Here is an 18,350-nt window from a genome sequence, read left to right as displayed (position 1 = left end):
TGTCGGACCCACGTGGGAAGCTGCGCGGCGTGGCTGTTCCCAACCTGACCCGCGACGCCGCGGCCGCCCGCGCCCAGCTCCTCGCCGTCCACGAGTACGACCTGCAGCTCGACGTCACCGACGGCGCCGGCCACCCCGGCGCGGAGACGTTCCGGTCGACCACGACGGTCCGCTTCGACGCGGCCACCCCCGGCGCCGACACCTTCATCGACCTGGTCGCCGACCGGGTGCACTCGGCCACGCTGAACGGCACCGCCCTCGACGTCTCCGGCTACACCGAGGAGGGCGGCCTGCCGCTTCCCGGCCTGGCCGCCACCAACGAGCTGGTGGTCGACGCCGAGTGCCGCTACAGCCGCACCGGCGAGGGCCTGCACCGCTTCCTCGACCCCGAGGACGGCGCGGTGTACCTGTACTCGCACTTCGAGCCGGCCGAGGCCAAGCGGATGTTCGCCTGCTTCGACCAGCCCGACCTCAAGGCCACCTTCGCGGTGCACGTGACCGCGCCCTTCGACTGGCAGGTCGTCTCCAACACCGGCGGGCGCACCATCGAGGCCGGCGAGGCGGGCTCCCAGCTGGTGCACTTCGAGCCGACCAAGCGCATCTCGACCTACCTGGTCGCGCTGGTCGCCGGCCCGTACGCCAAGGTCACCGACTCCCACGAGGGCCTGCCGCTGGGCATCTACTGCCGCGCCTCGCTGGCCCAGCACCTGGACGCCGACGCGATCTTCGCCGTCACCAAGCAGGGCTTCGACTTCTACCACCGGGTCTTCGACTACCCGTACCCGTTCGACAAGTACGACCAGCTCTTCGTGCCCGAGTTCAACGCCGGGGCCATGGAGAACGCCGGCTGCGTGACCTTCCTGGAGGACTACGTCTTCCGCTCGCGCACCAGCCGCGCCCGCTACGAGCGGCGCGCCGAGACGATCCTGCACGAGCTGGCGCACATGTGGTTCGGCGACCTGGTGACCATGCGCTGGTGGGACGACCTGTGGCTCAACGAGTCCTTCGCCACCTACATCTCCACGCTGTGCCAGGCCGAGGCCACCGAGTACACGACCGCCTGGACGACGTTCGCCAACACCGAGAAGAGCTGGGCCTACGCCCAGGACCAGCTGCCCTCCACCCACCCCATCGCGGCCGACATGGTCGATGTCGCGGCGGTCGAGGTGAACTTCGACGGCATCACCTACGCCAAGGGCGCCTCGGTGCTCAAGCAGCTGGTCGCCTACGTCGGGCAGGACGCGTTCCTGGCCGGCGTGCGCCGCTACTTCCGCACCCACGAGTACGGCAACACCACGCTGGCCGACCTGCTCGGCCCGCTGTCGGAGGCCACCGGCCGCGACCTGTCGGCCTGGGCGCAGCAGTGGCTGCAGACCAGCCAGGTGAACACCCTGCGCCCGGTCGTCGAGGTCGACGACGACGGCCGCTACCGCAGCTTCGCCATCGAGCAGACGGCGGTGCCCGAGCACCCGGTGCTGCGCGACCACCGGCTGGCCGTGGGCCTCTACAGCGCCGGCCCGGAGGGCCTGACCCGCACCCACCGCGTGGAGCTCGACGTCTCCGGGGCGCGCACCGAGGTCGCCGAGCTGGCCGGTCACCCGGCCGCCGACCTGGTGCTGGTCAACGACGACGACCTGACCTACGCCAAGATCCGGCTCGACGACCGGTCGCTGGCCACGCTGCGCTCCCGGATCGGCGACCTCACCGAGTCGCTGCCGCGGGCGCTGTGCTGGTCGGCGGCGTGGGACATGACCCGCGACGCCGAGCTGGCCGCCCGCGACTGGGTGGCCCTGGTGCTGGCCGGGGTCGACGCCGAGGACGAGATCTCGGTCGTGCAGTCGCTGCTGGCCCGGGTGCAGGCGGCGCTGGCCAACTACGCGGACCCGGGCTGGGCGGCCGAGGGCTGGACGGCGCTGGGCGACACGGCGCTGGCCGCGCTGCACGCCGCCGAGCCGGGCTCGGACGCCCAGCTGCAGTGGTCGCGCACGCTGGCCTCCGCGGCCCGCACCGACGAGCAGGTCGCCGCGCTGCGCGGGCTGCTCGACGGGTCGCTCGAGGTGCCCGGTCTGGTGGTCGACGCCGAGGCGCGGTGGGCGTTCCTGCACGGCCTGGTCGCCGTGGGCGCGGCGGGCGACGCCGAGATCGACGCGGAGTCCGAGCGCGACGCGACGGCGACCGGCGCCCGCCGGGCGGCCACCGCCCGCGCGCTGCGCCCCACGGCCGAGTCCAAGGCCGACACCTGGCAGCGGGCCTTCCACGACGAGTCGATCGCCAACTCGATCCACGAGGCGATGGTCGCCGGGTTCTGGCACCCCGCCCAGCGCGAGCTCACCGCGCCCTACGTCGAGCGCTACTTCGCCGACGTCGCGCCGCTGTGGGAGCGCCGGCCGGGCGAGATCGCCAAGAACACCGTCGAGTACCTGTTCCCCAAGCAGGTCGCCGAGCAGACGGTGGCCGCGGCCGATGCGTGGCTGGCCGACGCGTCGCACCCGGCTCCGCTGCGCCGGCTGGTCAGCGAGGGCCGCGACGGCGTGGCCCGCTCGCTGCGCGCCCAGCAGCGCGACCGCCAGGCCGCCGGCGGCTGACGCACGCAGAAGGGGCCCCCACCGCGGACGGTGGGGGCCCCTCCTGGTCGGTTCAGTGCCGCGGGCGGTGGGCGGCGGGGTGCCCGGCCTGGTCGGAGAGCTGGCGCAGGCCGTTGACGATGCCGCCGACCAGGTCGCCGGAGCCGAAGCGCCCGGTCATGGTCAGCACGGCCAGCGCGCAGGCCCGGTCGGGGAGCCGGCGGGCCGCGGCCGAACCGGTGACGATCTCCAGCACCCGCTGGTCGGGGGCGATCGCGATGAGCACCGACTCGGCGGGGTCGCCCCCGGAGCGGGCGTGCAGCTCCTCCGCGCCGGCGCGGGTGTCGGCGGGCAGGTCACCGATGTAGAGGGTGAACCGCAGCCCGGTCTCGCGGGAGGACATGGTCAGCGCCTCGTCCAGCCGGAGCAGCTCCGACGGGCTGAACGGCGACGCCTTCGGGCCCTCCTGGTCGTCGACGACGGGCTCGCGGGTGTCCTCGAGCTCGATGGCCATCAGTGGTCGCCTCTCTGTTCCTGCGCGGGTCGGGGGGTCACCAGGTGCCGCGGGCGCCACCGGCCGCGGTGCGCCTGGGGTGGCCGGCGGTCTCGCCGATGGCCAGCGCCGCGGCCTGCTTGCCCAGCGCGGGGTGCTCGTCGTGGTCGGCGCCGTGGCCGGCCCCGTGCCCGCCGCCACCGGGGCGGTGCGGCTCGTACCAGACGGCCCCGTGGCCCCAGGGCTCGCCGGGCTTGTAGCGCTTGCGGCTCTTCAGCGTCGGCAGCATCACCAGCGCGTAGGCCAGCAGCACCACCGCCAACGGGGCCACCAGGAAGACGAGGAGGGTCTCGACGACGGTCACCTCGGGGAATCTACCGGGGGTGCCGCCGCCCAGCTCACCAGCCCGGCGGGTGCCGGTGCGCCCACGGCCGGGCCTGCTCGAGCTGCGCCGCGAGCGCGACCAGGGTGGCCTCGTCGGCGGGGCGCCCGACCAGCATGGTGCCGACGGGCAGACCGTCCGGCGTCCAGTGCAGCGGGACGCTGACCGCCGGCTGGCCGGTGACGTTGAACAGCGCGGGGAAGGCGGCGTAGCGCTTCTGCCGCTCGAAGTCCTCCGCGCCGTCCACCGGCCGACCGTCCTGGGTGTCGAAGAAGCCGACCGGCCGGGGCACGTCGGTGCAGATCGGGGCGAGCAGGACGTCGACGGCGTCGGTGGCCTGCACGAACCGGCGGCTGAACACCCGCAGGGTGGTCAGCGCCTCCATCGCCCGGCGGGCGGACAGCGCCAGGCCCCGCTCGCGCAGGTACCGGGTGAGCGGCCGCAGCAGGTGCACCTGGTCCTCGGTCACCGGGAGGGTGGCGCCGGTGAGGGACCAGACGTCCTCGAAGGCGGCGAGCACCTCGTCGGCCAGCGGCGCGGCGGGCAGGTCGACCACCTCGTGGCCGAGCCCGGCGAGCAGCTCGGTGGCGTCGTCGAAGGCGGTGGCCACCTCGGGGGCCAGCTCCGCGCCGGGCACCAGCGACGTGCGGTGCCGGCCGATCCGCAGGCGGCCCACCGGGCGGTCGGCCGCGGCGAGGAAGGACTCCGCGGGCGGGGGCGCCCAGCTGGGGTCGCCGACGACGGGCCCGGCCATCGCGTCCAGCACCGCGGCGGCGTCGCGGACGGTGCGGGCCAGCGGGCCCTGGACGCCCAGGCCGGTGATCTCCGCACCCAGCGGTGCGCTGCTCACCCGGCCGCGGGCGGGCTTGATGCCGACCAGGCCGTTGATGCCGGCGGGGATGCGGATGGAGCCGCCGCCGTCGGAGCCCTGCGCGAACGGGAGCATGCCCAGCGCCACGGCCGCGGCCGCGCCGCCGCTGGAGCCGCCGGCCAGCCGCGTGGTGTCCCAGGGGCAGCGGGTGGGGCCGACCAGGTCGTTGTCGGTGTAGCAGGGGAACCCGAACTCCGGCGTGCTGGTCTTGCCCAGGCTGATCGTGCCCGCGGCGGCCAGCGCGGTCACCACGTGGTCGTCCACGTCGGGGACGTGGTCGGCCATCGCCGCCGACCCGAACGTGGTGCGCACCCCGGCGGTCAGGTTCAGGTCCTTGATCGCGGTCGGCACGCCCAGCAGCGGCGCGGGGTCGCCGGCGGCCAGCCGGCGCTCGGCCTCGGCCGCGGCCGTCAGTGCCCGCTCCGGCGTGACGGTCAGGAAGGCGCCGATGCCCGCGTCGAGGGCCTCGATACGGGCCAGGTGGTGGCGGACCAGCTCGGTGGGGCTGGTCTCCCCCGCCCGGACGGCGGCGGCCATCCCCAGCGCGGTCAGCTCGTGCAGCTCGGTCACGGTCGGCGACGCTAGCCGTGGACCATGGGGGCGTGCTCACACGGGACGACCTCCAGCAGCGCGACGCCGACGACCCCCTTGCCGGCTCCCGGGAGCTCTTCACCGGCGACGGGCCCGACGGGACCTGGGACGACGGGCCGCAGCGGCGGATCTACCTCGACGGCAACTCGCTGGGCCGGCTGCCCCGGGCCACCCCGGCCGCGCTGGCCCGGGTGGTCGAGCAGGAGTGGGGCCGGGGCCTGGTCGGGTCCTGGTCGCACTGGGTGTCCCAGGCCGGCCGGGTCGGCGACCAGCTGGCCGCCGGGGTGCTGGGGGCCCGGCCGGGCGAGGTGCTGGTCAGCGACTCCACCTCGGTGAACCTCTACAAGCTGCTGCGGGCCGGCGTCGACGCCCGGCCCGGCCGCGACGTGCTGGTCACCACCGCCGACGAGTTCCCGACCGACCGGTACGTCGTGTCCGGCGTGGCCCGGGAGCGCGGCCTGACCGTGCGGGAGGTCGAGGCCGACATCGACAGCGGCCTGGACCCCGCCGTCCTGGCCGCGGCGCTGGACGACCGGGTCGCCGTCGTGGTGCTGTCGCTGGTGGCCTACCGGTCGGGGGCGCTGCTGGACCTCGCCGCGGTGACCGCGGCCGCCCGCGAGCACGGCGCACTGGTGCTGTGGGACCTCAGCCACGCCGTGGGCGCCGTCGAGGTGGACCTGTCGGCCGCCGACCTCGCGGTCGGCTGCACCTACAAGCACCTCAACGGCGGGCCGGGGGCGCCGGCGTTCCTGTACGTGCGCCGCGAGCTGCAGGAGTCCATGCGCCAGCCGATCCAGGGCTGGTTCGGCCAGCGCGACCAGTTCGACATGGGCCCGGGGTACGTCCCGGCCGACGGCGTCGACCGCTTCGCCGTCGGCACCCCGCCGGTGCTGGCCACCGCGGCGGTGGAGGTCGGGGCCGGCATCACCGCCGAGGCCGGGATCGCCGCGGTGGCCGCCAAGGGGCGGGCGCTGACCGACGTGCTGGTGCAGCTGCTGGACGAGCGGGTGCCGCAGGTGCGGCTGGCGTCGCCGCGGGACGCCCGGGCGCGGGGTGCGCACGTGGTGGTCGAGCACCCGCAGGCCTGGCAGCTCACCCAGGCACTGGTCGACCGCGGCGTGGTGCCGGACTACCGGATGCCGGACCGGGTGCGCTTCGGCCCGGCGCCGCTGTGCACCCGGTTCGTGGACCTGGGGGACGCCGTCGACCGGCTGGCCGACGTCCTCGCCACCGACGCCCACCTCCAGTACCCGGCCACGCGCTCGCGCGTGACCTGACGGCCCCGTCGCAGGGGCCCGCGGCCGGCGGAGCCTGCCGTGGGGGGCGACGGGGTCCTTCCGCCGGCCACGCGCTCGCGCGTGACCTGATCAGGCGACGTCGGGGAGGCCGAGCCAGGTCCGCCAGCGCGGGTCGACCGCCCGGTGCCCCAGCAGCCGCCAGGCCGACCCGGACGGCGCCCGCGGCGGCTGCGGCAGCGACCAGCCCAGCTCGGCCAGCGAGCGGTCGGCCTTGGTGTGGTTGCAGCGCCGGCAGGCCGCGACCACGTTGTCCCAGGTGTGCGTCCCGCCGCGGCTGCGCGGCCAGACGTGGTCGATGCTGGTGGCCGCCGCCCCGCAGTAGACGCAGGTCGAGCCGTCGCGGGTGAACACCGCCCGCCGGGACAGCGGCACCTGCGCCGGGTAGGGCACCCGCACGTACCGGGTCAGCCGGATGACCACCGGCACCGGCAGCGCGACCAGCTCGGCGTGGCAGAGCACCTCCGAGACGTCGACCGGCTCGGCCTTGGCGGCCAGCACCAGCACGATCGCCCGGCGGCTGGACACCACGCACAGCGGCTCGTACGTGGCGTTGAGCAGCAGGCAGGCGGCCGTGGTGGCGACCGGTGCCGCGGGCGCGGCGGGTCCAGGACGTGGGTCGCGCCGCGGGCCCGGCGGGCCCGACGCGGACGACGACCCCAGCGCGGTCAGCGGCACGGGGCACCTCCGTTCGCCCCGGACCGCCGGGGTGCTGCGACCCACGGGCACCCCCAGTCTGCCCCGATCCGGCCCGCTGCGGGCAAACCCTTTCCGTCGGTCTGGTTACGGTCGCCCGGTGAGCACCCGGCCCGACCCCGCCCTCGCCCCGCGTCTCGACCTGGTCGAGGACCTGCACGGCCACCTGGTCGCCGACCCCTACCGCTGGCTGGAGGACCCGGCCGACCCGCGCACGCAGGCCTGGGCCGCCGACCAGGACCGCTACGCCGACGAGGTGCTCGCCGACCTCCCCGCCCGGGCCGCGTTCGCCGACCGGCTGGGCGAGCTGGTGCGCTCCGGCGCGGTGGGCATCCCGGTCTGGCGGGCCGGCCGCGCGTTCTCCACCCGCCGCGACCCCGGTCAGGAGCACGCCGTGCTGCGGGTGCGCGAGGCCGACGGCACCCAGCGCGTGCTGGTCGACCCCATGGCGCTGGACGCCGCGGGCACCACCACCCTGGACGCCTGGTCGCCGTCCTGGGAGGGCACCCGGCTGGCCTACCAGGTCTCCGTCGGCGGCGACGAGGAGTCGCTGCTGCACGTGCTCGACGTCGTCACCGGCGAGCTGCTCGACGGCCCGGTCGACCGGTGCCGCTACTCCCCGGTCGCCTGGCTGCCGGGCGGCGAGGAGCTGTTCTACGTGCGCCGCCTCGCGCCCGACCAGGTGCCCGCCGGGGAGGAGCAGTTCCACCGCCGGGTGTTCCGGCACCGGGTGGGCGCCGACCCGGCCACCGACGTCCTGGTGCACGGCGAGGGACTGGACCCCACCAACTACTACGGCGTCCGGGTGTCCGCCGACGGCCGCTGGCTGGTCGTGTCCGCCTCGGCCGGGACCGCACCGCGCGACGACGTCTGGGTGGCCGACCTGGCCTGCGACGGCGTGCTGCGGCCGCTGCAGGTGGGCGTGGACGCGCAGACCTCGGCCTGGGTGGCCCGCGACGGCCGGCTGTGGCTGTTCACCGACCGGGACGCCCCGCGCGGCCGGCTGGCCGTCGCCGACCCGGCCGACCCGGACAGCTGGGCGCCGGAGCGGTGGCAGGACGTGGTGCCCGAGTCCGACGGCGCGGTGCTCTCCGACGTCGCGCTGGTCGACGCCCCCGACGGCGGGCACCGGGTGCTGGCCGTGCACGCCGTCGACGCCACCGACCGGCTGTCGGTGTGGGCCGCCGACGGGTCGGGCCGGCTGTCCGACGTCACCGTCCCGCCGGGCTCGGTCGCCGGGGTCAGCGCACCGCCCGAGGGCGGGACGACGGCGTGGGTCGGGTTCACCGACCACGCCACCCCGCCGTCCGTGCTGGTGTGGGACGCCGCCCGGCCCGGCGAGCTGGCGCCGTGGGAGCAGGCGCCGGTGGCCGGCGCGGTCCCTCCGGTGGTGGTAACCGAGACGCACGCGACCTCGGCCGACGGCACCCCGGTGCACCTGTTCGTGCTGTCGCTCGAGGCCGCACCCAGCGGTCCGCGGCCGACCGTGCTCTACGGCTACGGCGGGTTCGGCGTGCCGCTGACCCCCGGCTACAGCGCGCAGGCGCTGGCCTGGGTGGCCGCCGGCGGCGTGTGGGCGGTGGCCAACCTGCGCGGCGGGTCCGAGCACGGCGAGGAGTGGCACCGCGCCGGCATGCGCGAGCGCAAGCAGAACGTGTTCGACGACTTCGCCGCCGCCGGGGAGCACCTGGTGGCGCAGGGCTGGACGGCGCCCGACCGGCTGGGCGTGCTCGGCGGCTCCAACGGCGGGCTGCTGGTGGGCACCACGACGACCCAGCGGCCGGACCTGGTCGCCGCGGTGGTCTGCAGCGCCCCGCTGCTGGACATGGTCCGCTACGAGCTGTTCGGCCTGGGCCGCACCTGGAACGACGAGTACGGCACCGCGGCCGACCCCGAGGAGCTGGGCTGGCTGCTGGGCTACTCGCCCTACCACCACGTGGTCGAGGGGACGGCGTACCCGGCGGTGCTGTTCACGACCTTCGAGTCCGACACCCGGGTCGACCCGCTGCACGCCCGGAAGCTGGCCGCGGCGCTGCAGCACGCGACCTCGTCGGGGGCGCCGGTGGTGCTGCGGCGCGAGGTGGCGGTGGGCCACGGCGCGCGGGCGGTCAGCCGTACCGTGGGGCTGGCCGCCGACCAGCTCGCCTTCCTCGCCCACGCCACCGGGCTCGACGTGCGCTGAGCCGCCCCACCGGGCCGGCCTGGTCGGGATGCCCTGAACCCTGCCTCTCGAGCACCCTGGGAGACTCCTCCGTGATGAGCACCGCACTGTCCGTCACCGCCGCGGCGTCCGACGCCGTCGTGCCCGACTGCGTGTCCACCGACCCCGGCTCCCTGTGCGCCCGGCTGTACAGCTGGTTCGGCCTGGACTGGCTGGCCGCCAACGCGCAGGCCCTGGTGGCCACCCCGCTGCGGATCCTGCTGATCGTGGTCATCGCGGTGGTGGCCCGGCTGCTGGTGAACCGGGGCATCCGGCGGCTGACCGAGCGCACGGCGTCCGGCCAGGTGCCCACCATCCTCAAGCCCCGCCGCACCAAGGGCGTGGACCACCAGCAGGTCGTCGAGCAGGTCGCCGCCCGGCGCACCCAGCGGGCCGAGGCCATCGGCTCGGTGCTGCGCAGCTTCGCCTCGATCGTCATCTTCTTCATCGCCGTCGTGCTGGTGCTCGGCGAGCTGGGCATCAACCTGGCCCCGATCGTGGCCTCGGCCGGGGTGGTCGGCGTCGCGCTGGGCTTCGGCGCGCAGAACCTGATCAAGGACTTCATCGCCGGGATCGGGATCATCCTCGAGGACCAGTACGGCGTCGGGGACGTCGTCGACCTCGGCGAGGCCAGCGGCACCGTCGAGGCCGTGGGCCTGCGGATCACCCGGCTGCGCGACGTGAACGGCGTGGTCTGGTACGCCCGCAACGGCGAGGTGCTCCGGGTGGGCAACAAGAGCCAGGGCTACGCCCAGGTGGTCATCGACATGCCGGTCACCCACGACACCGACCTCGAGCGCTGCCGGGAGGTCATGCAGGAGGTCGGCGACGCCGTCTACGCCGAGGAGGAGTGGGCGGAGGTCATCCTGGGCGAGCCCGAGTCGCTCGGGGTCGAGTCGATCACCCCGCAGGCCATCGTCATGCGGTTGCAGGTGCGCACCACCAACGCCGACCAATGGCGGGTCGGTCGGGAACTGCGGATGCGGTTGCAGGAGCGGTTCGCCGCCGAGGGCATCCGCATCCCGGTCGCCCCGCTGACCACCGCGACCGCGGCGGGTCCCAGCTGAGCCACCGAGCCGCCCAGGACCGACCGGCCACCTACCGGTCGGTCTTCGCCGTGGCCGAGTTCCGGCCGCTGTTCGGCTCCTACGTGCTGGCCACCGTCGGGGACTTCCTCGCCCGGCTCGCGCTCACCGTGCTGGTCTACGAGCGCACCGGCTCGCCGCTGCTCGGCGCGCTCACCTTCGCGATCAGCTACCTGCCCTGGGTGGTGGGCGGCCCGCTGCTGGCTGCGCTGGCCGACCGGCTGCCCCGCAAGCGGGTGATGGTGGTCAGCGACCTGGCCCGGGCCGCGCTGGTCGCGCTCATGGCGGTGCCGGGCACGCCGCTGCCCGCCCTGCTGCTGCTCCTGCTGCTGGTGTCGCTGGGCAGCCCGCCCTACGAGGCCGCCCGCTCGGCGCTGACCGCCGACGTGCTCACCGACGACCGGTACGCGGTGGCCACGTCGCTGACCGGGGTGGTGCAGCAGCTGGCCCAGGTCATCGGTTTCCTGCTCGGCGGGGTCCTGGTGACCGCGGTGTCGCCCTCGCTGGGGCTGCTGGTCACCGCGGCCACGTTCGCCGCCGCGGGCCTGTGGCTGGGGGTCGGGTTGCAGCACCGGCCCGCCCCCGACCGGGACGGGGAGGACGCCGCCACGCTGTGGGCCGACGTGCTGACCGGGCTGCGGCTGGTGCTGACCACGCCACGGCTGCTGGCCATCGTCGGGCTCCTCTGGGTGGGGGTGCTGGTCACCAACGCGCACGAGGGCATCGGCCCGGCGCTGTCGGACCAGCTCGTCGGCGGCCAGGCCCTGGTCGGCGTCCTGCTCGCCGCGCACCCCGCCGGCGCGGTCGTCGGCGGGGTGCTGGTCGGCCGGTTCTGCCCGCCGTCCCTGCGCGAGCGGCTGGTCACCCCGCTGGTGCTGGTCTCCGTCGGCGCACTCGCGGTGGCCGGGCTGGCCCCGCGGGTGCTGGACGGCGACACCGCCGCCGTCGCCGTGGTGGCCCTGCTGGCCGTGGCGGGCTTCGGCAACGCCTGGACCATCCCGCTGAACGTGGCCTTCGTGCAGGCGGTGCCGGCGGCGGTGCGGGGCCGGGCCTTCGGGGTGGCCATCGCCGGGATGTCCGCCGTCCAGGGGCTCGGCGCGCTCATCGCCGGGGCCGCGGCCAGCGGGACCGCGCCCACCGACGTCGTCCTGCTCGTCGGGCTGGTCGGCCTGCCGCTCGTGGCCGTCCCCCTCGTCGGCCTGCTCCGCACCCGCCCGCCCGCGGTGGGCGTGGTTGCGGGACCATCGGGGGCATGAGCGAGTCGAGCCGCCCGCTGCCCTCGGCACGCACGTTCTACGCCGAGGTCGGGGGCGAACCCACCTTCCGGGCGCTGGTCGCGCACTTCTACGCCGGCGTCCGGTCCGACCCCGTGCTGGCCCCGCTGTACCCCCAGGACGACTGGGACGGCGCCGAGGAGCGGCTGCGTCGCTTCCTCGAGCAGTACTGGGGCGGGCCGACCACGTACTCGGAGCAGCGGGGGCACCCGCGGCTGCGGATGCGGCACGCCCCCTTCGCCATCGGCGGCCGCGAGCGCGACGCGTGGCTGGAGCACATGCGCGCCGCCGTGGACTCCCTGCAGCTGACGCCCGAGCAGGACGCGGCGCTCTGGGGCTACCTGGAGATGGCCGCCCGCAGCATGCAGAACCGGTGGGACGAACCCACCGACCTGGCTCCCTGAGCCCCCTGCCCACCCGCTGACAGCGTCGTCGGCGTGCCCCTCGCGACCTCCCAGGAGCACCCCGTGACCAGCACCCTCCCCACGCCCGCCGCCGACTGGTGGCGGGACGCGGTCTTCTACCAGGTCTACATCCGGTCCTTCGCCGACGGCGGGGACGACGGAGTCGGTGACCTCGCCGGCCTGCGCGCCCGGCTGCCCGAGCTGGCCCGGCTCGGTGTCGACGCGCTGTGGATCAACCCGTTCTTCCCCTCCCCCATGGCCGACCACGGCTACGACGTCGCCGACCCCCGCGACGTCGAGCCGGTCTTCGGCGACCTCGCCGAGTTCGACCGCATGCTCACCGAGGCCCACGCGCTCGGCATCCGGGTGACCATCGACCTGGTCCCCAACCACACCTCCGACCAGCGCGACTGGTTCCGGCAGGCGCTCGCCGCCGGCCCCGGCTCGCCCGAGCGGGCCCGGTACCTCTTCCGCGACGGCCGCGGGCCGGACGGCGACGAGCCCCCGAACAACTGGCCGTCGATCTTCGGCGGGCCGGCCTGGACCCGGGTGCCCGACGGCCAGTGGTACCTGCACCTGTTCGCCCCCGAGCAGCCCGACCTGGACTTCACCCACCCCGAGGTGCTGGCCGACCTCGAGGAGACGCTGCGCTTCTGGCTGGACCGGGGCGTCGACGGCTTCCGCATCGACGTCGCCCACGGCATGGTCAAGGCGCCCGGCCTGCCCGACGTCGACTTCGACGAGGAGACCGGGCTCTTCGACGACCACGGCCCCGACGACCCGCGGCTGGACCAGGACGGCGTGCACGACGTGCACCGGCTGGTCCGGCGGGTCATGGACGCCTACCCGGGCACGATGACCGTCGGCGAGGTGTGGGTGTCCAGCGAGGAGCGGCTGGCCCGGTACCTGCGCCCGGACGAGCTGCACTCGGCGTTCAACTTCCGCCTGCTCACCGCCGACTGGACCCTCGAGGACCTGCGCGCGGCCGTCGTCGACTCCCTGGACGCCGTGGCCGCCACCCCGGCGCCGGCCTGCTGGGTGCTGTCCAACCACGACCGGCCCCGGCACGTCACCCGCTACGGCGGTGGCGAGCTGGGCACCCGCCGGGCCCGGGCCGCGGCGCTGCTGCAGCTGGCCCTGCCGGGCATGGCGTTCGTCTACAACGGCGACGAGCTCGGCATGCCCGACGTGGACCTGCCCGACGAGGCGCTCACCGACCCGGTCTGGACCCGCTCCGGGCACACCGAGCGCGGCCGGGACGCCTGCCGCATCCCGGTTCCCTGGAGCGGCGCGGAGCCGCCCTACGGGTTCACCACCGGCCCCACGACGTGGCTGCCGATGCCCGAGGGCTGGGCCGGCCTCACCGCGCAGGCCCAGGACGGCGACCCCGGTTCGGTGCTGTCGCTGTACCGGGCGGCACTGCGGCTGCGGCGCGGTGCGTCGGGTGACCTGACCTGGCTGCCCGCGCCCGAGGGCTGCCTGGCCTTCCGCCGGGGCAGCGGTCTGGTGCTGCTGCTCAACCTGTCCGGGGCCGCGGTGCCGCTGCCCGAGGGCGAGGTGCTGCTGGCCAGTGCGGACGTCTCCGCAGGCCTGCCGCACGACGCCGCGGTGTGGCTGCAGGCCTGACCTCCAGACGGGAGGGTTCCGGCTTCGGCGGGTAGCATCCGGACGACCACTCACCGTCACGGGGAACGACGACGGGCCCGGTTCGCCGGTCCCCTTCCGGGAGGCCTGCACCCATGGACCTGCTCCAGGTGGAGGGCCTCGCGAAGGCCTACGGCTCCCGTCGCGTGCTGCGCGACGTCACCTTCTCGGTGGCCGAGGGCGAGGTCGTGGGGCTGGTCGGCGCCAACGGGGCGGGCAAGTCCACGCTGGGCGACATCGTGGCCGGCCGGTACGCCCCCGACGCCGGCCTGATGACCGTCGCCGGGCACGCCTACGCCCCCCTGTCCGCCTCCGACGCCCGGCACCTGGGGGTCGGCGCGGTCGAGCAGCTGGTGCGGCTGGACCCGGGGATGACCGTCGCCCGGGCGGTCTTCCGGGACACCGACCTCGCCGACGCCCCCGACGCCCGGGTGCGCGCGCGGGCCCGGGCGGTGCTCGCCGACGTCGGTCTCGACCTGGACCCCGACCAGCTGGTGGCCGACGTCCCCCGGTTCGTGCACGGCCTCGTCGAGGCGGCGCGGGTGCTCGCGGAGGACACCCGGCTGGTGGTCATGGACGAGGTCTCCGCCGCGCTCACCCCGACCGAGGTCGAGGGGCTGCACGCCATCGCCCGGCGGCTGCGCTCGCAGGGCCGCGGCGTGCTCTACATCAGCCACCGGCTGCCGGAGATGCTCGACGTCGTCGACCGGGTCCTCGTGCTGCGCGAGGGCCGCATCGCCCTGGACGCCCCCGCCGAGGGCCTGGAGCCGGCCGGGCTGGCCGTGGCCACCCTGGACGGCGCCGTGCCCGCCGCGCGGCCGGAGGCGCTGCCCTGGGGCACCACCGCCGCGCCGGTGCTCATCCCGGCCGCCCGCACCGCGCCGGAGGCGCCCGCACCCCGCCCCGAACCCTCGGCCGACGTGGCGCTGGAGGTGCGCAACCTGCGGGTGCCCGGCAGCGCGGCCGGCCTGGACCTGACGCTGCGCCGCGGCGAGGTCCTCGGGCTGACCGGGCGGCGGCGCTCGGGCCTGCAGGAGATCGCCGGCGCGCTGACCGGGGAGATCCCGGCCCAGGTCGACGCGGTGTCGGTGCGCGGCGAGCAGCGGCCGGTGACCACCGACCCGGGTGCGGCGCCGCTGCGGCTGGCCGCCTACCGGCCCGACGACGACGCCTACGGCATGGACCCGCGGGAGACCATCGCGCGCACCCTCAGCGACGCCGAGTGGGGGCGCCCGGAGGACCTGCGCACCGAGATCGCCACCCTGCGCGGGGTGATCGACACCGTGCACCGGATGAACGTGCGCACCATGAGCATCCGCACGGTGTTCGGGGCGCTGTCCGGCGGCGACCAGCACAAGCTGGCCCTGGCCCGCTGGATGGCCGCCGCGGACGGCGACGTGGTGGTCGTGCACGAGCCCACCCGCGGCCTGGACCTGCGCTCGCGCCGGGAGGTGCGGCGGCTGCTGGACGACGCCACCGCGCACGGCCGCTCGGTCGTGGTGGTGTCGGTGGACCCCGACGAGCTCGCCGAGGTGTGCGACCGCATCGGCGTGGTCTCCGACGGCCGGGTCGACGAGTGGCTGGACACCCACGAGATGTCGGCCGCCGACGTCCGGGCCGCCATCCTCGGCGCCGTCGCCACCCCCGCCTGAGGCCGGCTCCCCCGCAGCACGGATCAGGGGGTTGATCGTCGTCCGTCCTCCTGCACCAGATCTCGTGCAGGAGGACGGACTTCGATCAACCCCCCTGGTCATCGCCGGGGCGGCGGCGGGTCAGACGTTGACGTCCTTGGCGACCGCGCGCAGCTTGTGCCGGGCCAGCGCCAGGTTCGCGGTGGCGCGGTTGAGCACCAGGTAGATGAACAGGCCCGCGTTGCCGGCGCCCTGCAGCACGTTGATCAGGTGGTACTGGCCCTTGAGCGTGATCAGGATGTCCTCGATCTCGTCGTTGAGCTCGAGGTCGGAGATCGTGCGCAGCTTGGCGCGCACCACGTTGGAGTTGCCGGCCGCGGCGACGTTGAGGTCGAAGCCAGGGCTGCCGCCGGCCGCGAGGGCCATGCCGCTGTCGGCGTCGACGATCGCGGCGCCGTTGGCCCCGTCGATCTCGAGCAGCGAGGCGATGACGGTGTCGAGCTGTGCCATGAGGTGGACTCCTGTCGTCTCTGGGTGGTCGCGCCGCTCAGGGGCGGCGCGGGGTGGGGGGACGTCGGCGGGCGGTGCCGCCGGTGGTCCGGGAGCGGGGTGCCGAGGAGGTGGGTGGTCGGTCGGGGGGCGGTCCACGGCCCGCACGCGCTGCCACCAGGAGGACCACCATGCCGACGCCATTCCCTCTTCGCCGTTCCGTCGCGGACCCCGTGGCACCCAGACAACCTCACCCTGCGCGCTCGGGCAACCCAGCTGGGTAACCCCCAGGTCGGGCCGCCGCGAGGCCCGCGACGAGGGACCGGTGGTGCACCGGCTACCTTCCGCGGTCGACGCCGCTGCACGCCGGAGGACCCCATGAAGACCCGCGACCTCGCCTACGTCGCGCTGTTCGCCGCCCTCACCGCCGTCCTCGGGCTCGTCCCGGCGATCAACGTGGGGCCGGTGCCGATCACCGCCCAGACGCTGGGCGTCATGCTGGCCGGCTCGGTCCTCGGTGCCCGCCGGGGCTTCCTGGCCCTCGCCCTGTTCCTCGTGCTGGTCGCGGTCGGCCTGCCGGTGCTGCCCGGCGGCGGTGGGGGTCTGGCGGTCTTCGCCGGCCCGACCGCCGGCTACCTCCTCGCCTGGCCGTTCGCCGCCGCGGTGACCGGTGCGATCACGGAGTGGACCTGGGGCCGCTACAACCTGGCGTGGGCGGTGCTGGCGAACGTCGTCGGCGGCATCCTCGTGGTCTACGCCGTCGGCGTGCCCGTGCTGGCCCTCGTCCTGGACCTCTCCCCCGGTGTCGCGCTGAGCACCGGCGCGGCCCCCTTCCTGGTCGGCGACGCCGTCAAGGTCGTCATCGCCTCCGTGGTCGCCGTCCAGGTGCGCCGGGCCTACCCGGTCATCGAGCGCCCGCGCCGGGCGGTCACCGCCCCGTGAGGGGACGGCGGTCGGCCGCAGCCGCGGCGGTCGCCGACCCCGCCCGGGGCATCGAGCTGCGCGGCGTGGGCCACGCCTACGCCCAGCGTGCGGTGCTGCACGACCTGGACCTGGTGCTGACCGAGCCGCGCATCGGCGTGGTCGGCGCCAACGGCTCGGGCAAGTCGACCTTCGCCCGGCTGCTCAACGGCCTGGTGCTGCCGTCGGAGGGCGAGGTGCTCGTCGACGGGCTGTCGACCGCCACGCAGCTGAGCGCCGTCCGCCGCCGGGTGGGGTTCGTGTTCCAGGACCCCGACGCCCAGATCGTGCACCCCACGGTCGCCGAGGACGTCGCCTTCGGGCTGGTCAACCAGGGCGTGCCGGCCGCCGAGCGGGACGAGCGGGTACGGGTCGCGCTGGAGCGCTTCGGCCTGGCCGGGCACGCCGACCACCCCGCGCACCTGCTCTCGGGTGGGCAGAAGCAGCTGCTGGCCATCGCCGGGGTGCTGGTGATGCGCCCGGCCCGGGTGGTCTTCGACGAGCCCACCACCCTGCTGGACCTGGTGAACACCCGCCGGGTGGCCCGGCTGGTCGCGTCGCTGGAGGAGCAGGTGCTCGTGGTCAGCCACGACCTGGACCTGCTCGCCGACTTCGACCGGGTGCTCGTCGTGGACGGCGGCACGGTGGTCGCCGACGACGCGCCCGCCCCGGCGCTGGCCCACTACCGCGAGCTGATGGCCGCCCGGACGTGACGCTGGCCCTGTACGTGCCGCGCGCCAGCCCCGTGCACCGCGCGCCGGCCTGGCTGGAGCTGCTCGTCCTCGCCGCGGGCAGCGTGCTGCTGTTCGTGCTGTCGTCCTGGCCGGTCGTGCTGGGCGGTCTGGCCCTGGTCCTGGTGGTCGGCCTGGGCGTGGCCCGGCTGCCCGCCGCGGTGCTGGTGGCCCAGGCCCGTGCGGTCGTGTGGTTCCTGGCGGCGGTGCTCGTCGTGCGCGTGCTGGTCGAGGGGTGGCGGGTCGGCCTCGTCGAGGGCGGCCTGACCGTCGTCCGGCTGCTGGTGCTGGTGCTGGCCGCCGCGGTCGTCACCGCCACCTGCCGGGTCTCGGAGATGGTCGCGGTGGTGGAGACGGTGTGCGCACCGCTGCGGGTGCTCGGCGTCCGGCCGGCCCGCATCGGGCTGCTCGTGGCGCTGGCGCTGCGGTTCGTGCCGGTGCTGGGCGAGCGGGCCGCTCGCATCCGGGAGGCGCAGGCGGCGCGGGGCGGGGCCACCCGGGGTCCCCGCGCGCTGGCCCGCACGGCGGTGCCCCTGCTGGTGCAGCTGCTGGTTCTGGCGCACACCCTCGCCGAGGCGCTGGACGCCCGCGGTGCCGACGCCCCGGCCGAGCCCGTCAGGCGGCGCCGTCCCCCTCGTCGTCGTGCCAGCGGGCCAGGAACTCCTTCTCCTCGGCCGTGATGCGCCGGGGGCGCTCGAGGGCGAAGTCGAAGGGCACCAGCACGGTGCTGCCGGTGACGGCCAGCACCCCGTGGTCGAACAGCTCGTAGTGGCAGGTCAGGGAGGCCGCACGGACGCCGGAGACCCAGATCTGCACGGTGAGCGGCTCGGCGTCGTAGACGACCGGGCGGCGGTAGGCGATCTGGTGGGAGTGCACGACCAGGCCCCGGCGCATGCCGGTCCTCTCGTCGTGGGTGGGCTGGTCGAAGAACAGCGCCACGCGGGCGGTCTCGAAGTAGCCGAGGAACGCCACGTTGTTGACGTGCTGGTAGGCGTCCATGTCCGACCAGCGCATCGGGACCTGCACCGTGAACCTCACGG

Annotated in this window: 17 protein-coding genes; 11 read left to right on the top strand and 6 right to left on the bottom strand. The window is 75.5% G+C overall.

Features of this window, described 5'->3' with window-relative positions:
* Window positions 1–29: 29 nt before the first annotated feature.
* Window positions 30–2,585, top strand: coding sequence for an aminopeptidase N (pepN, locus tag BM158_RS16395; protein ID WP_091561747.1), 2,556 nt, complete (start codon window positions 30–32; stop codon window positions 2,583–2,585).
* A gap of 52 nt (window positions 2,586–2,637) precedes the next feature.
* Here pepN and BM158_RS16390 read toward each other — a convergent pair whose 3' ends face one another.
* From BM158_RS16390 to BM158_RS16380, 3 genes are read right to left on the bottom strand one after another with little or no spacing between them, the layout of a single operon-like run.
* Complete coding sequence (locus BM158_RS16390; protein WP_091561744.1) at window positions 2,638–3,078, bottom strand: DUF5130 family protein; 441 nt, start codon at window positions 3,076–3,078, stop codon at window positions 2,638–2,640.
* Between the two features lie 37 nt (window positions 3,079–3,115).
* Window positions 3,116–3,421, bottom strand: a complete 306-nt coding sequence (ctaJ, locus tag BM158_RS16385) for an aa3-type cytochrome oxidase subunit CtaJ (protein ID WP_091561742.1) — start codon at window positions 3,419–3,421, stop codon at window positions 3,116–3,118.
* 34 nt (window positions 3,422–3,455) lie between these two features.
* Window positions 3,456–4,880 carry an amidase gene (locus tag BM158_RS16380; RefSeq protein ID WP_229827835.1) on the bottom strand — a complete coding sequence of 475 codons (1,425 nt, stop codon included), beginning with the start codon at window positions 4,878–4,880 and terminating at the stop codon, window positions 3,456–3,458.
* 32 nt (window positions 4,881–4,912) lie between these two features.
* Here BM158_RS16380 and BM158_RS16375 point away from each other — a divergent pair, with 32 nt between their 5' ends.
* A complete protein-coding gene (locus tag BM158_RS16375) occupies window positions 4,913–6,178 on the top strand; it encodes a kynureninase (protein ID WP_091561739.1) in 1,266 nt (421 codons plus the stop codon).
* Window positions 6,179–6,268: 90 nt separating this feature from the next.
* On the opposite strand, the gene BM158_RS16370 is transcribed toward BM158_RS16375, so the two are convergent.
* On the bottom strand, window positions 6,269–6,874 hold the full coding sequence (locus BM158_RS16370) for an HNH endonuclease (protein ID WP_229827836.1): 606 nt from the start codon (window positions 6,872–6,874) through the stop codon (window positions 6,269–6,271).
* Window positions 6,875–6,992: 118 nt separating this feature from the next.
* Between BM158_RS16370 and BM158_RS16365 the strand changes: the two genes are divergently transcribed.
* From BM158_RS16365 to BM158_RS16340, 6 genes are all read left to right on the top strand, one after another.
* On the top strand, window positions 6,993–9,074 hold the full coding sequence (locus BM158_RS16365; protein WP_091561736.1) for a prolyl oligopeptidase family serine peptidase: 2,082 nt from the start codon (window positions 6,993–6,995) through the stop codon (window positions 9,072–9,074).
* Window positions 9,075–9,148: 74 nt separating this feature from the next.
* The gene (locus tag BM158_RS16360) at window positions 9,149–10,159 is read left to right on the top strand and encodes a mechanosensitive ion channel family protein (RefSeq protein WP_091561731.1); all 1,011 of its coding nucleotides are present in this window, start codon (window positions 9,149–9,151) and stop codon (window positions 10,157–10,159) included.
* Between the two features lie 50 nt (window positions 10,160–10,209).
* Window positions 10,210–11,433, top strand: coding sequence for an MFS transporter (locus BM158_RS16355; RefSeq protein ID WP_091561728.1), 1,224 nt, complete (start codon window positions 10,210–10,212; stop codon window positions 11,431–11,433).
* Entirely contained in the window at window positions 11,430–11,855 is a 426-nt protein-coding gene (locus BM158_RS16350) for a globin (protein ID WP_091561725.1), read from the top strand. Before BM158_RS16355 ends, BM158_RS16350 begins: the two co-directional genes overlap by 4 nt.
* A gap of 63 nt (window positions 11,856–11,918) precedes the next feature.
* Window positions 11,919–13,481 carry a glycoside hydrolase family 13 protein gene (locus BM158_RS16345; protein ID WP_191328734.1) on the top strand — a complete coding sequence of 521 codons (1,563 nt, stop codon included), beginning with the start codon at window positions 11,919–11,921 and terminating at the stop codon, window positions 13,479–13,481.
* Between the two features lie 113 nt (window positions 13,482–13,594).
* Window positions 13,595–15,151 carry an ATP-binding cassette domain-containing protein gene (locus BM158_RS16340; protein WP_091561719.1) on the top strand — a complete coding sequence of 519 codons (1,557 nt, stop codon included), beginning with the start codon at window positions 13,595–13,597 and terminating at the stop codon, window positions 15,149–15,151.
* A gap of 120 nt (window positions 15,152–15,271) precedes the next feature.
* Here the strand turns inward: BM158_RS16340 and BM158_RS16335 are convergent, their stop codons facing one another.
* Complete coding sequence (locus BM158_RS16335) at window positions 15,272–15,640, bottom strand: hypothetical protein (protein WP_091561715.1); 369 nt, start codon at window positions 15,638–15,640, stop codon at window positions 15,272–15,274.
* Between the two features lie 357 nt (window positions 15,641–15,997).
* Between BM158_RS16335 and BM158_RS16330 the strand changes: the two genes are divergently transcribed.
* From BM158_RS16330 to BM158_RS16320, 3 genes are read left to right on the top strand one after another with little or no spacing between them, the layout of a single operon-like run.
* Window positions 15,998–16,561, top strand: a complete 564-nt coding sequence (locus tag BM158_RS16330; RefSeq protein ID WP_091561713.1) for a biotin transporter BioY — start codon at window positions 15,998–16,000, stop codon at window positions 16,559–16,561.
* Window positions 16,558–17,292, top strand: coding sequence for an energy-coupling factor ABC transporter ATP-binding protein (locus BM158_RS16325; RefSeq protein WP_191328736.1), 735 nt, complete (start codon window positions 16,558–16,560; stop codon window positions 17,290–17,292). The genes BM158_RS16330 and BM158_RS16325 overlap by 4 nt, the downstream gene beginning before the upstream one ends.
* The gene (locus BM158_RS16320; protein ID WP_091561709.1) at window positions 17,289–17,990 is read left to right on the top strand and encodes an energy-coupling factor transporter transmembrane component T family protein; all 702 of its coding nucleotides are present in this window, start codon (window positions 17,289–17,291) and stop codon (window positions 17,988–17,990) included. The genes BM158_RS16325 and BM158_RS16320 overlap by 4 nt, the downstream gene beginning before the upstream one ends.
* Here BM158_RS16320 and BM158_RS16315 read toward each other — a convergent pair.
* Window positions 17,926–18,348, bottom strand: a complete 423-nt coding sequence (locus tag BM158_RS16315; RefSeq protein ID WP_091561705.1) for an acyl-CoA thioesterase — start codon at window positions 18,346–18,348, stop codon at window positions 17,926–17,928. The two genes, BM158_RS16320 and BM158_RS16315, sit on opposite strands and share 65 nt — an antisense overlap.
* Between the last annotated feature and the right edge of the window lie 2 nt (window positions 18,349–18,350).

Source organism: Klenkia taihuensis (assembly GCF_900112525.1).
In the GTDB taxonomy this organism is placed as follows: domain Bacteria; phylum Actinomycetota; class Actinomycetes; order Mycobacteriales; family Geodermatophilaceae; genus Klenkia; species Klenkia taihuensis.
The sequence above is the reverse complement of the archived record's forward strand: the minus strand, read 5'-3'. Positions and strand labels throughout refer to the sequence as shown.

Bases quoted from the DNA above. Each gene is read 5' to 3' on its own strand.
- BM158_RS16360 (WP_091561731.1), top strand. From the start codon at position 9,149: ATGAGCACCGCACTGTCCGTCACCGCCGCGGCGTCCGACGCCGTCGTG.
- BM158_RS16335 (WP_091561715.1), bottom strand. From the start codon at position 15,640: ATGGCACAGCTCGACACCGTCATCGCCTCGCTGCTCGAGATCGACGGG.
- BM158_RS16390 (WP_091561744.1), bottom strand. From the start codon at position 3,078: ATGGCCATCGAGCTCGAGGACACCCGCGAGCCCGTCGTCGACGACCAG.
- BM158_RS16330 (WP_091561713.1), top strand. From the start codon at position 15,998: ATGAAGACCCGCGACCTCGCCTACGTCGCGCTGTTCGCCGCCCTCACC.
- BM158_RS16350 (WP_091561725.1), top strand. From the start codon at position 11,430: ATGAGCGAGTCGAGCCGCCCGCTGCCCTCGGCACGCACGTTCTACGCC.
- BM158_RS16340 (WP_091561719.1), top strand. From the start codon at position 13,595: ATGGACCTGCTCCAGGTGGAGGGCCTCGCGAAGGCCTACGGCTCCCGT.